Source organism: Acinetobacter sp. ANC 7912, assembly GCF_039862785.1.
Lineage (GTDB): Bacteria > Pseudomonadota > Gammaproteobacteria > Pseudomonadales > Moraxellaceae > Acinetobacter > Acinetobacter thermotolerans.
This window is the reverse complement of the sequence record NZ_CP156795.1, coordinates 1,073,644-1,094,604: the sequence shown is the minus strand read 5'-3', so window position 1 is coordinate 1,094,604 and position 20,961 is coordinate 1,073,644. Positions and strand designations below refer to the sequence as shown.

Annotated in this window: 18 protein-coding genes, 4 tRNA genes and 1 pseudogene; 12 read left to right on the top strand and 11 right to left on the bottom strand. The window is 41.5% G+C overall.

Annotated elements, in window-relative coordinates:
• Positions 1-20: 20 nt before the first annotated feature.
• From ABEF84_RS05425 to ABEF84_RS05410, 4 genes and pseudogenes are all read left to right on the top strand, one after another.
• Positions 21-1,325, top strand: coding sequence for an IS4 family transposase (locus tag ABEF84_RS05425; RefSeq protein WP_347453003.1), 1,305 nt, complete (start codon positions 21-23; stop codon positions 1,323-1,325).
• 326 nt (positions 1,326-1,651) lie between these two features.
• Positions 1,652-4,156 carry an acyl-CoA dehydrogenase gene (locus ABEF84_RS05420; RefSeq protein ID WP_034586915.1) on the top strand — a complete coding sequence of 835 codons (2,505 nt, stop codon included), beginning with the start codon at positions 1,652-1,654 and terminating at the stop codon, positions 4,154-4,156.
• A gap of 213 nt (positions 4,157-4,369) precedes the next feature.
• Positions 4,370-4,599 (top strand): annotated as a pseudogene (locus ABEF84_RS05415) (carboxymuconolactone decarboxylase family protein); the annotation flags it as partial.
• Positions 4,600-4,717: 118 nt separating this feature from the next.
• Complete coding sequence (locus tag ABEF84_RS05410; protein WP_347453003.1) at positions 4,718-6,022, top strand: IS4 family transposase; 1,305 nt, start codon at positions 4,718-4,720, stop codon at positions 6,020-6,022.
• 51 nt (positions 6,023-6,073) lie between these two features.
• On the opposite strand, the gene ABEF84_RS05405 is transcribed toward ABEF84_RS05410, so the two are convergent.
• Positions 6,074-7,255, bottom strand: a complete 1,182-nt coding sequence (locus ABEF84_RS05405; protein ID WP_034586912.1) for a S1C family serine protease — start codon at positions 7,253-7,255, stop codon at positions 6,074-6,076.
• A 169-nt stretch (positions 7,256-7,424) separates the two neighbouring features.
• On the opposite strand from ABEF84_RS05405, the gene ABEF84_RS05400 reads away from it, so the two are divergent.
• The 7 genes from ABEF84_RS05400 (at position 7,425) to ABEF84_RS05370 (ending at position 10,202) form a co-directional block, all read left to right on the top strand.
• Complete coding sequence (locus ABEF84_RS05400) at positions 7,425-8,183, top strand: Nif3-like dinuclear metal center hexameric protein (protein ID WP_347454354.1); 759 nt, start codon at positions 7,425-7,427, stop codon at positions 8,181-8,183.
• 154 nt (positions 8,184-8,337) lie between these two features.
• On the top strand, positions 8,338-8,964 hold the full coding sequence (locus ABEF84_RS05395; protein WP_034586905.1) for a superoxide dismutase: 627 nt from the start codon (positions 8,338-8,340) through the stop codon (positions 8,962-8,964).
• Positions 8,965-9,112: 148 nt separating this feature from the next.
• Positions 9,113-9,188: transfer RNA gene (locus ABEF84_RS05390), tRNA-Asn, on the top strand.
• A gap of 4 nt (positions 9,189-9,192) precedes the next feature.
• Positions 9,193-9,268: transfer RNA gene (locus ABEF84_RS05385), tRNA-Asn, on the top strand.
• A 273-nt stretch (positions 9,269-9,541) separates the two neighbouring features.
• Positions 9,542-9,617, top strand: a tRNA-Asn gene (locus tag ABEF84_RS05380).
• A gap of 5 nt (positions 9,618-9,622) precedes the next feature.
• A tRNA-Asn gene (locus ABEF84_RS05375) sits at positions 9,623-9,698 on the top strand.
• A gap of 60 nt (positions 9,699-9,758) precedes the next feature.
• Positions 9,759-10,202 carry a DUF2726 domain-containing protein gene (locus ABEF84_RS05370; protein ID WP_034586918.1) on the top strand — a complete coding sequence of 148 codons (444 nt, stop codon included), beginning with the start codon at positions 9,759-9,761 and terminating at the stop codon, positions 10,200-10,202.
• A gap of 10 nt (positions 10,203-10,212) precedes the next feature.
• On the opposite strand, the gene ABEF84_RS05365 is transcribed toward ABEF84_RS05370, so the two are convergent.
• From ABEF84_RS05365 to ABEF84_RS05355, 3 genes are all read right to left on the bottom strand, one after another.
• Complete coding sequence (locus ABEF84_RS05365; protein ID WP_034586902.1) at positions 10,213-10,470, bottom strand: hypothetical protein; 258 nt, start codon at positions 10,468-10,470, stop codon at positions 10,213-10,215.
• A 97-nt stretch (positions 10,471-10,567) separates the two neighbouring features.
• Positions 10,568-11,821: a lipase family protein gene (locus ABEF84_RS05360; RefSeq protein WP_347473788.1), complete on the bottom strand. Its 1,254-nt coding sequence runs from the start codon at positions 11,819-11,821 to the stop codon at positions 10,568-10,570.
• A gap of 70 nt (positions 11,822-11,891) precedes the next feature.
• Complete coding sequence (locus tag ABEF84_RS05355; RefSeq protein ID WP_347454317.1) at positions 11,892-12,950, bottom strand: transposase; 1,059 nt, start codon at positions 12,948-12,950, stop codon at positions 11,892-11,894.
• 20 nt (positions 12,951-12,970) lie between these two features.
• On the opposite strand from ABEF84_RS05355, the gene tnpA reads away from it, so the two are divergent.
• Positions 12,971-13,384: an IS200/IS605 family transposase gene (gene tnpA, locus ABEF84_RS05350; RefSeq protein WP_075167884.1), complete on the top strand. Its 414-nt coding sequence runs from the start codon at positions 12,971-12,973 to the stop codon at positions 13,382-13,384.
• An 84-nt stretch (positions 13,385-13,468) separates the two neighbouring features.
• Here the strand turns inward: tnpA and ABEF84_RS05345 are convergent, their stop codons facing one another.
• The 7 genes from ABEF84_RS05345 to ABEF84_RS05315 form a co-directional block, all read right to left on the bottom strand.
• Positions 13,469-14,698 (bottom strand): transposase, encoded by a 1,230-nt coding sequence (locus ABEF84_RS05345; RefSeq protein ID WP_168419539.1) that lies wholly within the window; start codon positions 14,696-14,698, stop codon positions 13,469-13,471.
• Positions 14,699-14,847: 149 nt separating this feature from the next.
• Positions 14,848-16,077 carry a transposase gene (locus ABEF84_RS05340; RefSeq protein ID WP_347454975.1) on the bottom strand — a complete coding sequence of 410 codons (1,230 nt, stop codon included), beginning with the start codon at positions 16,075-16,077 and terminating at the stop codon, positions 14,848-14,850.
• A gap of 205 nt (positions 16,078-16,282) precedes the next feature.
• Complete coding sequence (gene ubiA, locus ABEF84_RS05335) at positions 16,283-17,161, bottom strand: 4-hydroxybenzoate octaprenyltransferase (protein WP_034583005.1); 879 nt, start codon at positions 17,159-17,161, stop codon at positions 16,283-16,285.
• 6 nt (positions 17,162-17,167) lie between these two features.
• Complete coding sequence (locus tag ABEF84_RS05330) at positions 17,168-17,626, bottom strand: chorismate lyase (protein ID WP_227504116.1); 459 nt, start codon at positions 17,624-17,626, stop codon at positions 17,168-17,170.
• 55 nt (positions 17,627-17,681) lie between these two features.
• Positions 17,682-17,957 (bottom strand): hypothetical protein, encoded by a 276-nt coding sequence (locus tag ABEF84_RS05325; protein WP_034583011.1) that lies wholly within the window; start codon positions 17,955-17,957, stop codon positions 17,682-17,684.
• Between the two features lie 86 nt (positions 17,958-18,043).
• Positions 18,044-19,453, bottom strand: a complete 1,410-nt coding sequence (glnA, locus tag ABEF84_RS05320) for a type I glutamate--ammonia ligase (protein WP_034583009.1) — start codon at positions 19,451-19,453, stop codon at positions 18,044-18,046.
• A 546-nt stretch (positions 19,454-19,999) separates the two neighbouring features.
• Positions 20,000-20,863 (bottom strand): IS982 family transposase, encoded by an 864-nt coding sequence (locus ABEF84_RS05315; RefSeq protein ID WP_004679438.1) that lies wholly within the window; start codon positions 20,861-20,863, stop codon positions 20,000-20,002.
• Positions 20,864-20,961: the final 98 nt, after the last annotated feature.

Genomic DNA, 20,961 nt, shown 5'->3' with positions numbered 1-20,961 from the left:
AAATACGCTCATTTTTTTTTATGACTTTATCTGAAAATTTAGATTGCACCCTTCAACATTCTTTACCTTCACTTAGCCATTTTAGTGAATTTATTGATTTCAACTGGATTGAGGAAAGTCTGAATCAAACAGGTAAGGCATCAATTAGAAGAAGGAAGTTACCCGCTGAACATGTGGTATGGCTTGTCATTGGACTCGCTTTATTTCGAAATCAACCTATCGGATATGTCGTAGAACAACTAAAACTTGTATTTGGTACAACAGAATATTGTGTTCCTAGCGCAGTAGTACAAGCACGACAACGTTTAGGATCAGAACCTTTAAATGCGCTATTTTCTTTACTTAGCCAAGCCTGGTTTGAAGAATCTCAGCAGCAATACTCAAACTTTCACGGTCTGAGTGTGTGCGCTGTTGATGGTGTTGTTTGGTCTATGCCTTATACAGATGAGAATTTTGCACACTTTGGTTCATCTAAAGGAAAAACTGCTGATGCTCCTTATCCACAAGTGAGAGCAACCTGCTTAGTAAATACCGCGACCCATGAAATTATAGATGCTCAAATAGGCAGTATGGATCAAGGTGAACTCACACTGGCAAGCCAATTATCTCCTTGTTCACACAGTATTACCCTATTTGATCGAGCCTATTTCTCTGCAGATTTTCTCATCGGGTGGCAAAAACGTGCAGAAGAAAGTCATTGGCTTATGCGTGCAAAAGATAATTTACGGTATGAGATTGTGGAGCGTAATTCGCAACATGACTTTCATATTAGAATGCCGATATCAACAAGAGCTAAAAAACTTAATCCAGCCTTAGGAGATTATTGGGAAGCACGTCTCATTGAGGTTGAGCAGGCAGGTAAGATTAGACGTTATATCACTTCACTAATAGATTCAAAGAGATATCCATTATTAGCTTTAGCAAAACTCTATGCCCAGCGTTGGGAAATAGAAATGTGTTACCGAGAAATCAAGAGTAACTTACAGGAAGGGAAGCATTTAAGGAGTAAACAACCTACCTTGATTTATCAAGAGTTATGGGGAGTCTTTATTGCCTATAATATTCTAAGAAGACAAATGAAATATATGGCTCAACGTGCAAAAGTCAGTCCTTTGAGAATGAGCTTTCATATTACCTCTATTGCTATCCTTAACCTATTGAAGTTTGATTCTTTGGCTTCCGCAGGCAATTTGCCTAAACATCTAGAAAGTTTAATGGAAAAATCTAAAAGGTATGTTTTACCGAAAAAAAGAAGTAGAAACTACCCACGAGTTGTGAAAGGGAAACCACAGAAATACCCAAAAAAATGCCAGTCAATCTCTTAACTGACTGGCATTACTCCATGTGAGGGCTTTTTTATTATTTATCTTTTTTATAAAAATACATCACTCCATCTTAGCTCAAAATTAATAGAAAAATCATTCAAGCTAAGTGCTTACTTATCTTCACATTTCTTTGCGCGTTCTCACTTGAATGCAGAACACTTTTCAAACAATCTCAAAGCTAGACTGCAAATTAAACGATATCGTTGCTGGACTCAAAACGATAACTCTACAGCGCATTCATGACCTAAGTCTTCATCTATTTATATCTGTCTTAAGGACATAAAAAAAATCATCCATGAATGCCGAAAACCTGGAGAAATATAACAATGCTATTTATTTTTGCTGTTCTGCTCCTCCTGCTGTGCTTATGGGCTGTTTTCTATTTTGAGCTCTCCCGAACCACGGGCGCATTTTCCCTGATTATTGCTTCGATTCTGGTCGCATTTATTAGCCCGTGGTCGCTCATCTTTGGCATTCCATTGATCATTATTAATCTGATTGTACTGATCGATCCATTGCGGATGGCAGTGATTACCCGTCCTTCTTATCGAGCGCTGGCCAATGCCATGCCAAGCATCAGCCCAACCGAGCGTGAAGCATTGGAATCCGGAACCAGCTGGTGGGAAAAAGAACTGTTTATGGGAGCACCGAACTGGGAAATTTTTAATAACTATCCTTATCCAAAGCTGAATAATGAAGAACAGGCTTTTTTGGACAATGAAGTGGAAACCCTGTGCAGCATGCTGGATGAATGGCAAATTCACGAGCAGAAAAAGCTGCCGGAGCATATCTGGCAATTTATCAAGGACAATGGTTTTCTGGGGCTGATTATTCCCAAAGAATATGGCGGGCGTGCCTTTAGTTCCTTTGCGCAAAGCCGCGTCATGAGTAAGATTGCGTCCCGTTCACTGACGACTGCGGTGAGTTGCATGGTGCCTAACTCGCTCGGTCCCGGTGAGCTGCTATTGCATTATGGTACAGAAGAGCAGAAAAAACGTTATCTGCCGGGCCTAGCCAAAGGACAGGAAATTCCCTGCTTTGGTTTAACTAGTCCAGAGGCCGGTTCCGATGCAGGGGCAATTCCAGATACTGGGATCGTCTGCTATGGTCAGTTTGAAGGTCAGGAAGTACTGGGCCTGCGAATGAATTTCTCCAAACGCTGGATTACCTTGGCTCCAATTGCCACTGTCATCGGTCTCGCATTCAAAATGTATGACCCGGATCGGCTGCTGGAAGGTCCTGCAGAATACGGCATTACCTGTGCCCTGCTGCCAGCGAGTCATGAAGGCGTGAAAGTCGGTCCACGGCATAATCCGGGTTCACCATTTATGAATGGTACGGTGGAAGGCAAGGATGTATTTATTCCATTGGACTGGATTATTGGTGGGGTAAAAAATGCCGGTAAAGGATGGCGAATGTTGATGGAATGTCTGGCAGTCGGTCGCGGGATTTCCCTGCCCGCATTGTCTACTTCAAGTGCTGAGATGACTTATCTAAATGTCAGTGCATTCTCGCGTATCCGTCAACAATTTAAAATTTCAGTGGGTAAATTTGAGGGTGTACAGGAAGCCAATAGTGAAATTGCCAGCGATACCTATATGCTCGAAGCATTCCGTTATCTGGTCACCTGCGGCCTGAATCAAGGTGGTAAACCAGCGGTGATGACCGCGATTGCCAAATACTATGCCACTGAAACCATGCGTAAAATTGTCAATCACGGCATGGATGTAGTCGGCGGTCGTGCCATCCAGATAGGGCCACGTAATTTCCTGGCACTCAATTATCAGGCAATTCCGGTATCCATTACTGTAGAAGGTGCTAATATCCTCAGCCGTTCCCTGATGATTTTCGGCCAGGGTTCGATGCGTTGTCATCCTTATCTATATGAAGAACTGCAGCTACTACAGGCAGAAGATAAAGATGCAGCAATGCAAAGCTTTAATGAACTGCTCTATAAGCATCTCGGCTATACCTTTAATCGTACGGCACGTTCTGTGGCTTATGCTTTTACCGGTGGTTCAGGTGCTGCACCGCAAAGTTCAGTTGATTTTACCCGGCCGTATTACAAAATCATTAACCGACTAAGTGCCAACTTTGCCCTGACTGCAGATATGTGTCTTGGCCTACTGGCGGGTGACATTAAACGTAAGGAAATGCTTTCCGGACGTCTAGCAGACATTCACGCTCATCTGTTTATTGCCTCTGCAATTCTGAAATTCTTTGAACATAGTAAGAAATCTGAAGCAGATCGTCTGCATGCCAAACTGGCTGTAGAAAAATCCCTATATACGGCACAGGAAGCGTTTTATGACCTGTTTGCCAATTTTCCGGTGGGCATTGCTGCTGGTCTGGTCAAATTTATCTGCTTCCCGTTTGGACGACCTGTAAAAAAACCATCAGACCAGCTGAAACAGCAAGTCGCCAATGTCATGATGGAAGACAATGCTTTCCGGAATGTGCTGAAAAAGCACGTTTACTACAGCACTGCTGAGGATGATGTGAATGGCCGTATGGAATCGACCTTTGCCATGCTGCTGGATATTGAACAACTTTGGGATCGTTTCAAAAAAGCTGAAAACAAAAATAAGTTCAAAGGACTTAGTTTTGCTGAGCATGTGGCAGATGCGCGCAAACAAGGTTTTATCAATGAACATGAAGCAGAAAAGCTGCTGCACTATAACGCCAAACGTTATGACAGTATGCTAACTGATATCTTTGACCTGCATCTACAGCGTGTGTTGGAACTGGAAAATCCATATCTTGAAAAAGCCGATTCTACTGGAACAGATACTTCCAGCCAAACCGATCCATCCCATCCCGCTACACCTTAATTTTAAGGCTTCACTGTTATTTCCAAAACGGAGTAATTTTACTCCGCTTTGGATTATTCTCCAAAGTGGCTTTTCAGCCACTTTTTTATGACCTTTGCACAATGGTATTTTGATAGGAAAGGACTAGTTAGGTGCATAAAAAAATTGAGGCAAAAACATGTCATTACAATATTATGAAAATGGCTTAAAAGTTCGTACTGAAGTGATAGGTGAAAGTATCGCTCATTAATTACCATTGCTTTCTTTACCGCTGAAAAGACTCCAACCGAACTCAAAAGCCATGTGCATGTGTGCATTGCGCTTTAAATAATGGTGCGACGGTTGAGGTAATTCAGGAAGTGTTATTACATAGTCTTCCCTACTGCGGTGCACCAGTTGCGCAGGAAGCTTTCAGTGCAACTTTGGAAGTGATTCAGGATTATCATGCAGATCAGCAGAATTAAAAAATTAAGACTTTTCCAAACATAAAAAAATCCCTCCGAAGAGGTAATGCCAGTCAGTTAAGCAAATATTAGTAAAATGTAGTAAAAATGAGTGTATGTAAATACGCTCATTTTTTTTATGACTTTATCTGAAAATTTAGATTGCACCCTTCAACATTCTTTACCTTCACTTAGCCATTTTAGTGAATTTATTGATTTCAACTGGATTGAGGAAAGTCTGAATCAAACAGGTAAGGCATCAATTAGAAGAAGGAAGTTACCCGCTGAACATGTGGTATGGCTTGTCATTGGACTCGCTTTATTTCGAAATCAACCTATCGGATATGTCGTAGAACAACTAAAACTTGTATTTGGTACAACAGAATATTGTGTTCCTAGTGCAGTAGTACAAGCACGACAACGTTTAGGATCAGAACCTTTAAATGCGCTATTTTCTTTACTTAGCCAAGCCTGGTTTGAAGAATCTCAGCAGCAATACTCAAACTTTCACGGTCTGAGTGTGTGCGCTGTTGATGGTGTTGTTTGGTCTATGCCTTATACAGATGAGAATTTTGCACACTTTGGTTCATCTAAAGGAAAAACTGCTGATGCTCCTTATCCACAAGTGAGAGCAACCTGCTTAGTAAATACCGCGACCCATGAAATTATAGATGCTCAAATAGGCAGTATGGATCAAGGTGAACTCACACTGGCAAGCCAATTATCTCCTTGTTCACACAGTATTACCCTATTTGATCGAGCCTATTTCTCTGCAGATTTTCTCATCGGGTGGCAAAAACGTGCAGAAGAAAGTCATTGGCTTATGCGTGCAAAAGATAATTTACGGTATGAGATTGTGGAGCGTAATTCGCAACATGACTTTCATATTAGAATGCCGATATCAACAAGAGCTAAAAAACTTAATCCAGCCTTAGGAGATTATTGGGAAGCACGTCTCATTGAGGTTGAGCAGGCAGGTAAGATTAGACGTTATATCACTTCACTAATAGATTCAAAGAGATATCCATTATTAGCTTTAGCAAAACTCTATGCCCAGCGTTGGGAAATAGAAATGTGTTACCGAGAAATCAAGAGTAACTTACAGGAAGGGAAGCATTTAAGGAGTAAACAACCTACCTTGATTTATCAAGAGTTATGGGGAGTCTTTATTGCCTATAATATTCTAAGAAGACAAATGAAATATATGGCTCAACGTGCAAAAGTCAGTCCTTTGAGAATGAGCTTTCATATTACCTCTATTGCTATCCTTAACCTATTGAAGTTTGATTCTTTGGCTTCCGCAGGCAATTTGCCTAAACATCTAGAAAGTTTAATGGAAAAATCTAAAAGGTATGTTTTACCGAAAAAAAGAAGTAGAAACTACCCACGAGTTGTGAAAGGGAAACCACAGAAATACCCAAAAAAATGCCAGTCAATCTCTTAACTGACTGGCATTACCTCCGAAGAGGGATTTTTAAAAAACTAGATTTAGTGATTAGCGTGGCAATGGAATATATTGCGAAGACGCATTTTGCTGGGCTTGACGTTCACCAACAGTTACTTCCAGATCCAGTTTCTTGCCATCACGCTCCACTTCAATGATGATTTTGCTACCTGGAGCTTGTAATGCCACATAGTTGATCAAGTGGGAAGCGGTCGTAATCACTTCTTTATCCACCTTGATAATGCGGTCACCACGTTTTAGACCGGCTTTGGCTGAAGGACCATTTGCCAATACATCTGCAACGACCACACCCTGCTCAACCGCCTGCGATAGTTCATTGCGCTGTGACGGCATCAAACTGATACCGAGCCAGCCACGCACTACACGACCGTCTTTCAGGATTGCATTCATCACTTGCTGACAGATTTTTGCTGGAATTGCAAAGCCAATCCCCAGTGAACCACCAGATTGCGAGAAGATCGCGGTATTCACCCCAATCAAGTTACCCGCCACATCAATCAGCGCACCACCTGAGTTACCCGGGTTAATCGCTGCATCGGTCTGAATAAAGTCTTCATAGGTATTAATCCCCAGATCAGAACGACCTGTGGCTGAGATAATCCCTTGAGTCACGGTTTGGCCAACACCAAACGGGTTACCAATTGCCAGCACCACATCTCCGACCTCATTACCACTCAGTTTAAATGGCAAGACCGGCAGTTTATCAAGTTCAATCTTGATCACGGCCAGATCCGTATCCGGATCAGTACCAATCACTTTGGCTTCAGCACGACGACCATCATTCAAGGCCACAATGATCTGATCAGCACGTGCAATCACGTGGTTATTGGTCAGGATGTAACCATCCGCACGTACAATCACCCCAGAACCCAGACTGTTTTCATTCGGCCCTTGCGAGAACTGCTCTGGAAGCTGATCCCCAAAAAACTCACGGAACACCGGATCATTCAATAAAGGATTGTCCTGTTTCTTCACTTTCTGGGTAGTGAAGATATTCACAACGGCTGGTGCAGCCACTTTAACCGCATTACTATAGGAGCTCACCCCACCCGTACGTGCCGTTTCCAGTAAAGGCTCGACTTTCTCCGCAGGCATCTTCACACCATCTGGTGCGACAGGTGCCTTGGGCTTCTGATATTGATGCCACCCAAGAAAAATGATGATCACTAGGATCAACAACACCCAAGGTAACCATGTAAAGGTCCGACGCACGTTATTATCCTCTAAATTTTTTAATTCGTTGATGACAAAGTAATTTGTGACCTATTGTAAAACTAAACACAAAACTAAACATAAAAAATGCAAAAGAGATTTGTGCTGCTTTAGTTACAATTCAAAATATGTTTTGATGGGTGCAATTTAAAGGTTTAGCGAGAAATTTATGGCGAAATTACAGGATATTATTCAGTGGTGTGACCAGACTTTAGCTGCTGCTGAATTTAAGGACTATGCCCCGAATGGTTTGCAAATCGAAGGCAAAGCTGAGGTCAATAAAATCCTCTGTGCCGTGACCGCTTCACAAGGCGCAATTGAAGCAGCGATTGACCAAGGTGCTGACCTGTTACTGGTACATCATGGCTATTTCTGGAAAGGTGAACCGTATCCGATTACCGGCATGCGCGGCCAACGCATTAAGACCTTAATTAAAAATGATATTTCTCTGGTGGGCTATCACTTACCTTTAGATAGTCACCCTACATTTGGTAATAATGCAGCCATTGCCGACCTGCTGGAACTGGAACATCTTGAACCGCTTGACCCGAATGAACGCCGCCCAATTGGGAATATCGGTTATTTAAAACAACCGATGAGTCCAGAAGCCTTTAAAGCCTATGTCTCAGAACGCTTGGACTATGATGCCATTCATTTACCAGCAGACAAGACAGAAATTCAAAAAGTCGGCTTCTGTACCGGTGGCGCACAGGATTTTATTCATAAAGCTGCAGCACAAAACTGCGACGCCTATATTTCCGGCGAAGTTTCAGAACGCACTTTCTATGAAGCACAAGAACTAAATGTACATTATTTCGCCTGCGGTCATCATGCCACTGAAAAATATGGTGTTCAACGCCTAACAAAAGCTATTTCACAGCAGTTTAATATTGAGTATAGTTACTTCGAATTAAACAATCCGATTTAATTTCACCAGACGGTATTTGACAGCGGCTTTATACGTATAAATTCAGGCTTTATTCTGTATTCTTATTTATCTGTAATGCGCATTTCTGCCTGTTTTTCTATTACAATAAGGCCACTTATTGTCAAAACCCAGCAAAATGCAAGGAATTGAAAACATGACAACCATTACTTTACCACCATTACCATACGACTACGACGCTCTTGCTCCACACATCAGCAAAGAAACTTTAGAATACCACCACGACAAACACCACAACACTTACGTGGTTAACCTGAACAACCTGATCGCTGGTACTGAGCTTGAAGGCAAAACTCTGGAAGAAATCATCAAAGCAACTGCTGGCGATGCTTCTAAAGCAGGTGTATTCAACAACGCCGCTCAAGTATGGAACCACACTTTCTACTGGAACTGCTTAACTAAAAACGGTGGCGGTAAAGCAACTGGCGCTTTGGCTGCAAAAATTGACGAAGCTTTCGGTTCTTACGAAAAATTCGCTGAAGAATTTGCTAACGCTGCTGCTACTCAATTCGGTTCAGGTTGGGCTTGGTTAGTTGCTGACGAAGTAAACGGTAACCTTTCTATTCTGAAAACTTCTAATGCTGATACTCCAATGGCTCACGGTAAAATTGCTGTCCTGACTATCGACGTTTGGGAACACGCTTACTACATCGACTACCGTAACGCTCGTCCTAAATATATCTCTACTTTCCTTGAAAGCCTGGTGAACTGGGACTACGCTAACGCTAAATATGCAGGTCAACCTGCTGGTGTTGAGAAATAATTTCTTATTTCTAAGCCTAAAAAATCACCCTTTATGGGTGATTTTTTTATTTTGAGCACATAAACGCATATTTATAAAGCAAACGTTTCATTTCTTTCAATTAATTGGTTGACGACCTGCACTTTCCTCCCTAAAATGCGCATCAGATTCTCCAATAGCTCAGTCGGTAGAGCGACGGACTGTTAATCCGCAGGTCCCTGGTTCGAGCCCAGGTTGGAGAGCCACTTTTCTCCCATAGCTCAGTCGGTAGAGCGACGGACTGTTAATCCGCAGGTCCCTGGTTCGAGCCCAGGTGGGAGAGCCAAGATTCCTAAAAAGCCCACTCATGATGAAGTGGGCTTTTTTTATCGGTGTCATTTTTTTGTCCGAATATTTTTAGGAGATATGCTGAATGCTTTAGCCCTCCTACTCGTAATTCTACTTCTACAAAAAAAGCTTTAAATTCAAACAAATTAAAACCAGATAACTAAGCTAACTTGTCTTTAGATTATTTTTAAAACATTCAAACCAGAATTATCGCTTTTTTCACAAAAGTTCCTTGACCCCTTTCAAAATCTCTCTATAATCGCTTTCAGATTCTCCAATAGCTCAGTCGGTAGAGCGACGGACTGTTAATCCGCAGGTCCCTGGTTCGAGCCCAGGTTGGAGAGCCATCTATTCTCCCATAGCTCAGTCGGTAGAGCGACGGACTGTTAATCCGCAGGTCCCTGGTTCGAGCCCAGGTGGGAGAGCCAAGATTCCTAAAAAGCCCACTCATTGCGAAGTGGGTTTTTTTATTTGCTATTTCTTCTGTCGTGTTCCATTTGAGTCAGATTATTTTCTTTGTGATTGGCTGCCTGGCAACGTTTGCCTTGATTTGCCTGCTCTTCCCACAACTCTTCGCCCGTCGACAAAAATTTTATCCCAAACGTGTCATTACACCGTTTGAAAGCAAGATGTTCACTCGTCTAAAAGATGCCTTTCCACATCATCATATCTTGGTGCAAGTGGCTTTTAGCGCGCTAATCACGCATGACAATATAAAAATGCGCAGCAAGTTCAACCGCAAGGTCACGGACTTTGTGGTGATGGATCGGGACTATAATGTGGTGGCAATTATCGAGCTAGACGACCCAAGTCATATTGGCAAAGAAAAAGAAGATGCGGAACGTGATGCGATGCTGATCGCTGCAGGCTATACCGTTGTCCGATACACCGAGATTCCGAGTATCAGACAACTACAGCGAGATTTAAGATAGATTCAAAAAATTATTGATCAGGCTTAGCTTCCGATGTTACCTGCCCTTCGGCTTGTGCCTGCTGTTCCGCAGCCTGTTTTTCCGCAGCTTCACGCGCTTTGATACGGGCAATCATTTCTGCCTGTTGCTGCTTATATTTTTCCTGGTTTTTTGCATCACTATTGATGGCTAAGAAAGCCATACTGACCAGGAAAATGGGAATACATAACGCAAGCGTACCAAAGATCACCAGCTTTTTAATACTACGCGGCTGTGGCTGCTGAGACATAACAAACCTATATTCATTACTTTTCATTGCACCACACTATAGCAAGCTCAAGGCTAGAATTAAACGCAATCAAAAAGGAGCCGAAGCTCCTTTACATTTATCGTGGTGTATTTGCTGGCATATGTTCACGAATAAAATCAACCAATTGAGTATTACTTTGAACAATCGCTTGCGTATGCGATGCATTTTCAACAGGAACAAAAGTTACGGATGTACCCAGATCAGCTAAGTTTTGCTGTAACGCCTCAGTGATTGGATATGGTACTGCCATATCTGCTGTTCCTTGAATAATCATCACAGGCACATTAATTTTTTCTGTTCCAGGTTGATTTTCTGTTAGGAATTTTGCCACTGACGGATTATTCTGAAAATCATTTACCAAACCTGGATAATCCAGAACAGTCCTATCCTCATTTTCATTTAGATATAAATTAATGTCCTCTATATAAGCACCAATTAAAGGACTTAAACAAAGTCCATTTTCGCCAGTGCTCCCTTCGGCCTTTTCAGCCACAACTCCAGCTCGTTCAGAAAAAATATTTCGATAATTAAAATCTGGCTCATAAGCTTTGATGCCTACAGCTACATAAGCCGCATACGCAAGCAATTCAGCATAGACAGCTTTTGCCGTTTCAACCTGCCCAGCATCGACCAAGTCTTTTAAAGCTTGTGGTGCTACCTGACTAATAATTACACCTAAGCTTGAGGCAGGTGCAGCTGCAACCGCTGCCTTGTAATTTGGATCATTATCAGCGACTTGAGCTGTAGCAAGTGAAGCATGTCCTCCTTGCGATTGCTCCACCGATACCCATGCTCCATTAAAATTATTACCTTGTTGCTGTTTAAAGGCTCTTACCGCATAAATTGCTGATTGGGCGGCGCTATTCAAATGTAAATAAGGATGGATTCCCCGAGTACCTAATCCTTCATAATCCGGGGCGACGATGACATATCCTTGTGCAAGAAGACTGCTTGCCAAGGTTTTAAAGTTTGTATTAAGCAAATTACGACTTGGCGCACATGAATCACCACTTCCTACCGTTCCATGCTCCCAAACCACAACACGCCAGCCATCACGAGGTCGTGGAGTATTCGGATAAAGTACCATAGCAGTTGCTTCGGCTAAGTCACCGCGCACATTTGGCATGTTATAGCGCATGACCTGAATATTCGATGCTTCAGCAAATGTATCAGCAGTATAAGGCTGTTGACTTAAGAAAATCCTTTCATCAGGAGTGACGGGAATACGGCGGTCATCATCATCGTCATTACACGCTGTCATCAACAATGACATCGAACAAACAACTGCCAGACAGGTTTTTTTGAAACCGTTTTTCACTATATTATTCATATTCTTTTCCCTTGTTATTCTTTATGATTTTCATGAAGAATCTAGAATTAAACTTGACATCCTCTCCGACCTAAAGGACGGAGATTCCTCCTGCGAGACGCCCATGTCCGAGCGCAAGAATATTCAGTGCTGAGTTTATATCTCTATCGTGGAATGTACCGCACTCCACACACTGCCATTCTCTTATTCCAAGTCCTGCTCTACCTTTCAGACTACTGGAGCGTGAGCCGCAGCACGAGCAAGTTTGGGTGGTATAGGCTTCATTGACTTCTTCATACCATACCCCTGCGTTCTCGCATTTATACTTGAGCATGGTTCTTAAGGTCGTCCAACCTGCATCGAGTACAGACTTAGCTAATTTTGTCTGTGCCAATGCTTTGGCATTCACATTACCAACGAAGATGGCTGCATGTTCATTCACCAGTTTATGACTGAATTGATGCAGCATATTTTGACGTAGATTTTTGATCTTGGCATGAATCGCTTTGACACGTTTTTTATTTCTTGCTCTTTGAGCAATACCAAGTTTTTGTTCATATTGACGATAGATTTTAGGCGCTTTGAACTTTACACCATCTGAGCAAGTCGCAAGGTCTTTGAGTCCTAGATCAATGCCAATTGAGGTTTTAGCGGTGGTTTTCTCTGTTTTAATTGAATCAACCACAAGACATACATACCAATGCCCTCGGCTATCCTCGACAAACGAGCCTGTTTTAACATTGTATTTACTTAGTCCGTAACTGTCCCATAGCTTGAATTGATGCTTGCCGTATTGGACATACCCATCGGCATATTTCACCGCCACTTTTTTAAATGGAATCCAACCGAGAGAACGTCTAGCATTTTTTTTGTTACTGACACGCCATTTTAGCTTGGCTTTTTTAAATTGCTTTCTTCGAGTAACTAATTCTTCCGCAACTGCCTGTATGGTTTGGCTGTGCAAATTGCACTCTTTTGATGTACCTTTCGTGTATTTAGCAATATCGTAAGCTGAAAAGAATTGTTGTTTTCTTTGCAAGTGTTTAAAACACAAATCATTGACATAGTTCCAGACAAAATTAACTTCAGATGCCAATTGGTCTAGCACCTTGCAATGTTTGTCTTTTATACGTAATTTAAGTGTCTTCATCACTAAAATATATTTGGTCTATGGATAATAGTCAAGAGATTAGAACAGGTCGTCACTGTGTTTTTAATATGCACGTTCATTTAGTCTTTGTGGCTAAATATCGTAGAGATGTTTTTACCAAAGCTATGCTCGAAACTATGAATGAAGTATTCAAGCGCATTTGCTTAGACTTTGAAGCTAAGTTGGTAGAATTTGATGGTGAGCATGATCATGTTCATTTACTTGTGAACTATCCACCAAAAGTAGCTATTTCTAGCTTGGTTAACAGCCTAAAAGGTGCATCTAGTCGTATTTTAAGAACTAAACACCCTGAAATTAAAAACAAATTATGGGGGAATGCTTTGTGGTCGCCTAGTTATTTCGCTGCATCGTGTGGAGGTGCTCCCATTGGGATTATTAAACAATATATCCAACAACAGCAAACACCGCATTAGCAATCCTAGCTAATCCCCACAAGGGGGACTAGCGGATTGCAGCCTTATATCCCCGCCCTGAAGGGCATAGGTATCTACACATCTTTAGGTACCTAGTGCAATAGTTGCGATTTCATTCAGTTCATCTATTGAATATTCTGAGAGCAGTTGAAGAGTATTTAGTAAAATCGAGAGTCCTGCCAATATGGCAGGCGCACTCTCTACCTTGCCTCTTTTCTGTTGTCTACCTGAAAGTCTAGTCAAAAATGCACGGACTTTCTGATTTTGTTCATCTGTACAACGCTGTACTCTCCACGTCAACACACAAGCCATACAACTGATTAGCAAACGCCTTAAAATCGCTTCTGGCGTAGTCTGAAGCCATGACTCAATATCATGGCCTGCTTGCTTGAGAAGTTTGAAATAACATTCGATTGACCAACGCCAGTAATACCAAGTCGTCAGTTCTACTGCGGTAATCTCAGTTGGTACATTACTGATCAATGACCATCTTGCAACTGTCTTTTCATTAATATCTTTAACCACCGCAATAATCAGTCTAGCCTCAATTGCAGCACCTTTCTGAGGAGCAACTCTTTGACCTAAACAATCTTTTTTATTTGATTTTGCAGCACGGGTAAGCCGAACATTGGTTTCTCCAACATAAAGCATATGTTGATTACCCTTATAAGAAATGGGTTTCACTTGCTGTATTTCGATACGTTCAGCAACTTCTCCAACTTTACATATTTCACCCTGATGCTCAATCCGATTTCCTTCCTTTGCTCGAATAAGCCATTGAAAACCATGACTGCTTAATTCCCTGAGATGAGCAATGGAATCTCCTTCACGATCAATAATATGTACGCAGGTTTTATCAAGAGGAAACTGTTCAACTTTTTGAATTTGTTCAGAAAGGGAGTCTAAATGGGTTTTACGTTCGGTCTGTTGCTCATTGAATGTCGAATAGCAACCTGAAGCACTAGAAAGGGTCTGAGCTAATGGAGCAACAGGTAGTCCAGAAGCAGCATCAACAAGTAAGCTCGTTTGTAATTCATAGCCTGAGTCGTACTGATGTGTCCTTTGGAGTTTTTGGGTTTTATTACGATGTGTCACATATTGGATTTGTGACCAATCATGAATAACTAAAGCATAACGATGCAGCGATGTCTTAATCTGATCACAAGCAAGTTTTTGAATAGGTTCATTTAATTGTTTAAATGAGATTTTATCATTATTTAAAAACCGCCATACAGCTTGCGTCGTTGCGAAACTATTTTTTTGAGCAGAGGCAATATCTTTGATTGCAGGAGCAAGTGAAGCAAGAGGATTCATATTGAGTTGAACGAGGTTGTTGTAACGTTTGACAAGGCGCTGATCTAAGCGAGAGATGTTAAAATTGAAGAGCATGCTCTTCAATTTAACGCAAAACATGGAAATTGTGTAGATACCTATGCCTGAAGGGCATAGGTATCTACACATCTTTAGGTACCTAGTGCAATAGTTGCGATTTCATTCAGTTCATCTATTGAATATTCTGAGAGCAGTTGAAGAGTATTTAGTAAAATCGAGAGTCCTGCCAATATGGCAGGCGCACTCTCTACCTTGCCTCTTTTCTGTTGTCTACCTGAAAGTCTAGTCAAAAATGCACGGACTTTCTGATTTTGTTCATCTGTACAACGCTGTACTCTCCACGTCAACACACAAGCCATACAACTGATTAGCAAACGCCTTAAAATCGCTTCTGGCGTAGTCTGAAGCCATGACTCAATATCATGGCCTGCTTGCTTGAGAAGTTTGAAATAACATTCGATTGACCAACGCCAGTAATACCAAGTCGTCAGTTCTACTGCGGTAATCTCAGTTGGTACATTACTGATCAATGACCATCTTGCAACTGTCTTTTCATTAATATCTTTAACCACCGCAATAATCAGTCTAGCCTCAATTGCAGCACCTTTCTGAGGAGCAACTCTTTGACCTAAACAATCTTTTTTATTTGATTTTGCAGCACGGGTAAGCCGAACATTGGTTTCTCCAACATAAAGCATATGTTGATTACCCTTATAAGAAATGGGTTTCACTTGCTGTATTTCGATACGTTCAGCAACTTCTCCAACTTTACATATTTCACCCTGATGCTCAATCCGATTTCCTTCCTTTGCTCGAATAAGCCATTGAAAACCATGACTGCTTAATTCCCTGAGATGAGCAATGGAATCTCCTTCACGATCAATAATATGTACGCAGGTTTTATCAAGAGGAAACTGTTCAACTTTTTGAATTTGTTCAGAAAGGGAGTCTAAATGGGTTTTACGTTCGGTCTGTTGCTCATTGAATGTCGAATAGCAACCTGAAGCACTAGAAAGGGTCTGAGCTAATGGAGCAACAGGTAGTCCAGAAGCAGCATCAACAAGTAAGCTCGTTTGTAATTCATAGCCTGAGTCGTACTGATGTGTCCTTTGGAGTTTTTGGGTTTTATTACGATGTGTCACATATTGGATTTGTGACCAATCATGAATAACTAAAGCATAACGATGCAGCGATGTCTTAATCTGATCACAAGTAAGTTTTTGAATAGGTTCATTTAATTGTTTAAATGAGATTTTATCATTATTTAAAAACCGCCATACAGCTTGCGTCGTTGCGAAACTATTTTTTTGAGCAGAGGCAATATCTTTGATTGCAGGAGCAAGTGAAGCAAGAGGATTCATATTGAGTTGAACGAGGTTGTTGTAACGTTTGACAAGGCGCTGATCTAAGCGAGAGATGTTAAAATTGAAGAGCATGCTCTTCAATTTAACGCAAAACATGGAAATTGTGTAGATACCTATGCCCTGAAGGGCGAGGTTTTACGGCTAAAGGGATAAAAAAAAGCACCCTTATAGGATGCTTTTGTTGTGAAACGACAAGATGCTGTTACAGAAGCGCAGCAAAGATTCCCAGGAAAATCATGACACCCACCCAGCGGTTATGCCGGAAAGCCCAGAAACAGCGCTGAGGATCTTTATCCTTGGTTTTGGACCACTGATATACGAAATCAATCGCGACTGCCAGAAGCCCAATCAAGCCAAATGGAATCAGTAAGTCTTCTATCCACAAAGCTGAACCAATCAGAACCAAACTAATGGCCTGCAAGATGCTGATGATCTGAATATCATGCTGCCCAAACAAAATCGCTGTCGACTTCACGTCAATCTTTAAATCATATTCACGATCCGTAATCGCATATTGGGTATCATAAGCCACAGTCCAAGCCAAATTACCAAAATACAGCAACCAGCAGGTTAAATCCGGTGTTTGCCCTACTGCGGTATAGGCCATCGGAATCGACCAGGAAAATGCTGCACCCAAGAACACTTGTGGCAAATGGGTATAGCGCTTCATAAACGGATAGATGAAGGCTAAAAATAAAGCCCCAAAGGACCAGTAGAAGGTTTCAATCGGCAGAAAAAACAGCAGACAAGCACTCGCCGCGACCAGCACCAGAAACACCATCACCGCTTCTTTAGCACTAATGATGCCTGTAGCCAACGGACGGGTTTTAGTCCGCTCGACATGGGCATCGACTTTACGGTCTGCAAAGTCATTAATGGCACAACCTGCTGCACGCATAAAGATGACTCCAAGAATCATCGGGATCAGGATACTAAGCTGAGGCACTCCCTTAGCAGCAACCCACAATGCCCACATGGTTGGCCAAAACACCAGTTCAGTGCCAATCGGCTTGTCGAAACGACATAGGTAATAATAGGCGCTAAAACGCTCGCGCCAAGTAATTGCTTGTGCAGTTGCCATATCAAGTTAAGCCTGTTGATTTTCTATATAACGCTGAAAAGCAGGTAAAAATGTTTCTTGTACAATGAATTTGCAGCCGTGCCAAGTATAGCAGCTCTGTCGGGTCCACCCATCCTCCAGATAGATCACACGACGTTCACAATGCGGATCGGTCCGTTGAAATAACAACCAACCAATGGGTTTAGAACCAATATGTTGAAAAATACGAGCACGTTTTTGCAGGCTTAAAATCGGGAAAATACTTTTGGCTTTGACCCAGGGCTCGGCATCACAACCATATAAATAGCTTTCCCGCACCCAAGAGGTATGCTGATGTGGCATCTTCATCCAGCTGGCATTTTTAAAACTGAGACGCCGAAAATGTTCCTGCTGTGGTTCTACCCGGAACTGCCCGCCTGCCAGGTCAGTTAATTGCTGGGTTAATGAACCTGAAGCATACAGCCATTCTTTTAATCTTGCAGGCATCTGCTGTCCATATGGATTCTTAACTTTCACACTCACCACAGTATCAACTTCACGATTAGGCATTATCAGTCTTGGCGATGACTTCATATTTTCCACTTGGTAGCTTTTTCAGAATCAGGCCGTCTGTGGTGATATAAAAACTTTTCGGATAGTCATAATCCAGCGCCAGCTCAGGATTACGTAGAGCCACAAATTCTGCCTGCTTATAACCTTCAGGTGTACGCCCAACTTCAACATAAGTCACTTCAGAAAAATTCAGTTTAAAGCCCTTGTCATGATCCTGCGGATCAATCCAGGGAAAAAAGCCGGTATGTTTTTTACGTGCTGCCATAATCATTTATCTTGAATCCATAACAGCATCATACAAAAAAACCCGCACAAAGGCGGGTCTTTTTTACAGTGAAATTCTCGGAAGAATTACAGGCTGTAGTACATGTCGAATTCAACTGGGTGAGTAGTCGTATTAAGACGACGAACTTCTTCAGTTTTAAGCTCGATGTACGCTTCAAGCATTTCTTTAGTGAACACGCCACCTTTAAGCAGGTAATCTTGGTCCGCTTTAAGCGCTTCAAGAGCCATTTCAAGGCTGTGAGCCACTGTAGGGATTTTAGCTTCTTCTTCTGGAGGAAGATCGTACAGGTTTTTGTCTGCAGCTTCACCTGGATGGATCTTATTCTGGATACCATCGATACCAGCCATCAGCAATGCAGCGAAACCTAGGTACGGGTTCATCATTGGATCAGGGAAACGTGCTTCGATACGTTTGCCTTTAGGGCTAGAAACGTATGGGATACGGATAGAAGCAGAACGGTTACGTGCTGAGTAAGCAAGCATAATCGGTGCTTCGAAGTGTGGAACCAGACGTTTGTAAGAGTTAGTCGATGGGTTAGTGATCGCGTTCAATGAACGAGCATGTTTGATGATACCACCGATGAAGTAAAGTGCAGTTTCTGAAAGACCTGCGTATTCATCACCAGCAAACAGGTTCTTGCCATCTTTAGAGATCGACATGTGAACGTGCATACCAGAACCGTTGTCACCTACCATTGGTTTAGGCATGAAAGTCGCAGTTTTAGCGTATTGATGCGCAACGTTCCAAACAGCATATTTGAACTGTTGTACTTCGTCAGCTTTACGAACCATAGTGTTGAAGCTTACGCCAATTTCTAGCTGGCAAGATGCAACTTCGTGGTGATGTACTTCTACACGACCTGGGCCCATAATTTCTTCGATTTTCGCACACATTTCTGCACGCATATCGTGGTGAGAATCTACTGGCGGAACTGGGAAGTAACCACCTTTAACACGTGGACGGTGACCAGAGTTACCTGATTCGTAATCTTTACCAGTAGACCATGCAGCTTCTTCAGCGATCAGTGTGTGGCGAGCGCCAGACATGTCAATTTCCCATTTTACTTCGTCAAATACGAAGAATTCTGGTTCTGGACCGAAGAATGCAGTATCACCAATACCAGTTGATTTCAGGTATTCTTCTGCACGGCGAGCAATTGAACGAGGGTCACGGTCATAACCTTGACCAGTAGAAGGTTCAATCACGTCACAAGTAACAACAACAGTAGGCTCAGCGAAGAACGGGTCAATAAAACCAGTCTCAGCATCTGGGCGTAAAATCATGTCAGACGCTTCAATACCTTTCCAGCCAGAAATTGAAGAACCATCGAACATTTTACCGTCTTCAAAAGTATCTTCATCGATAGTGTCTGCTGGGTAAGTCACGTGTTGTTCTTTACCTTTAGTGTCTGTAAAACGGAAATCTACCCATTTTGCGCCACTTTCTTGGATGAGTTGAAGGACCTTGTTCGCCATGCTCAGTTTGCTCCGATGTTTTTTTGTTGCACCCAGGGAGTGCGTGTTAGTAGTTGGTAGTTATAAAGCAATTACCGTACCAACTTTTAAAAGTATAGCTAAAATCCTGAAATCCTTATTAGAAAACGGTTATTAGAAGAAATACTTTGTCGCTATTATACTGTTTGCATAATTAAATGCACTATATTCAAGCATTCTATGTTTTTTTTGTTTTCATTACTTTCAAGCTGCACTTAAATAGTGCGACGTTTTTATTCTATAGGTTATTGCAAGTAAATAGTGCGTGCTTTACGTAGCTTTTCTTCAAACTGGGTAAGCTTTTAGGCATATTTCAGGGTAATTTTGTATCTAGCATCGGATAATTAGTTTTTCTTAAAATGTTTTTTCTATCAAACCCTCCCCAAATTGAGTCACTTTAGACAAAGAAAGACTAAGTACCCTTGATTATTTTGTTCAGATTAAAATTCAACTGTTGCTTTTTAATCCAACTTTTAAGAAATGAATATCGATATTCATTATTCATAACCTGAGTTCGATGAAATCCACTTAACCTTTTAGCATATTTTGGAAAGTTGGCTTATTGGGGTTCAAACAATAAGCCACTACAGCAGCCATGATATTCACCATGAAGTTATTTACCGAACGATGACGTGAATGTTCAAGTTGATGTAAATTTTTTAATTGATCATTCACTGTTTCGATCAATCCTCTTCTGCAAAGTAATTGTTTTTCTTCTTCAGTTTGGATGGGTTTATTTTTCATATTCCGACGTGATGGGGTCAATATTTTCAGTCCTCTTGCTGCTAAAGCTTCGGCTTTTGCTTTGCTCAAATAGCCTTTGTCTCCGAGTAGGATCCCTTTTAATTCTTGAGTTAAAGATTCTAATATAGCAACATCATGAACATTTCCCGATGTCAGCTTGAGATTAATAATTTCACCTAAATTATTGATAACGAGATGTAATTTAAAACCATAAAACCAACCCGTACTACTTTTTCCACGACCGGCCAAGCCTTTAAATACACGATGCCTTTTAATCCGAAGATTATGGCAAACTACCAATTTAGTGGAGTCAATGATACTGATTCCCGTATCTTTTCCTTTCACCTGATGGAAGAAGCTACTCAGAGCTTGCAAACAACGGGGCATGATTTCAATAAATCGGTTGTAGCTAAGCAGTTTAGGAAAAGCAGATTTCCAGAATGGAACGATCATTTGGCAATAAAAATATTTGAAGAATCTAAAACCGGATTGATGAAATAAAATGACAATGGTCATTGCTTCAGACAAGCTTAAAGCTGACTTTTTCAACCTGGTTTTTTGATTAGAAATTAAAGCTTTCTCTAAAGATTCATTAAATTTTTTGCAGAAATCATCCAAAATACAAAATAATTCGGTAATATGATCCATTGAGAAGCCTTGTTTTATAACATTTTGTCTTGAGAACCAATATGTTACAAAAACAGGGCTTTTTTTCTACTCTTTTTTTATATCGAACTCAGGTTATT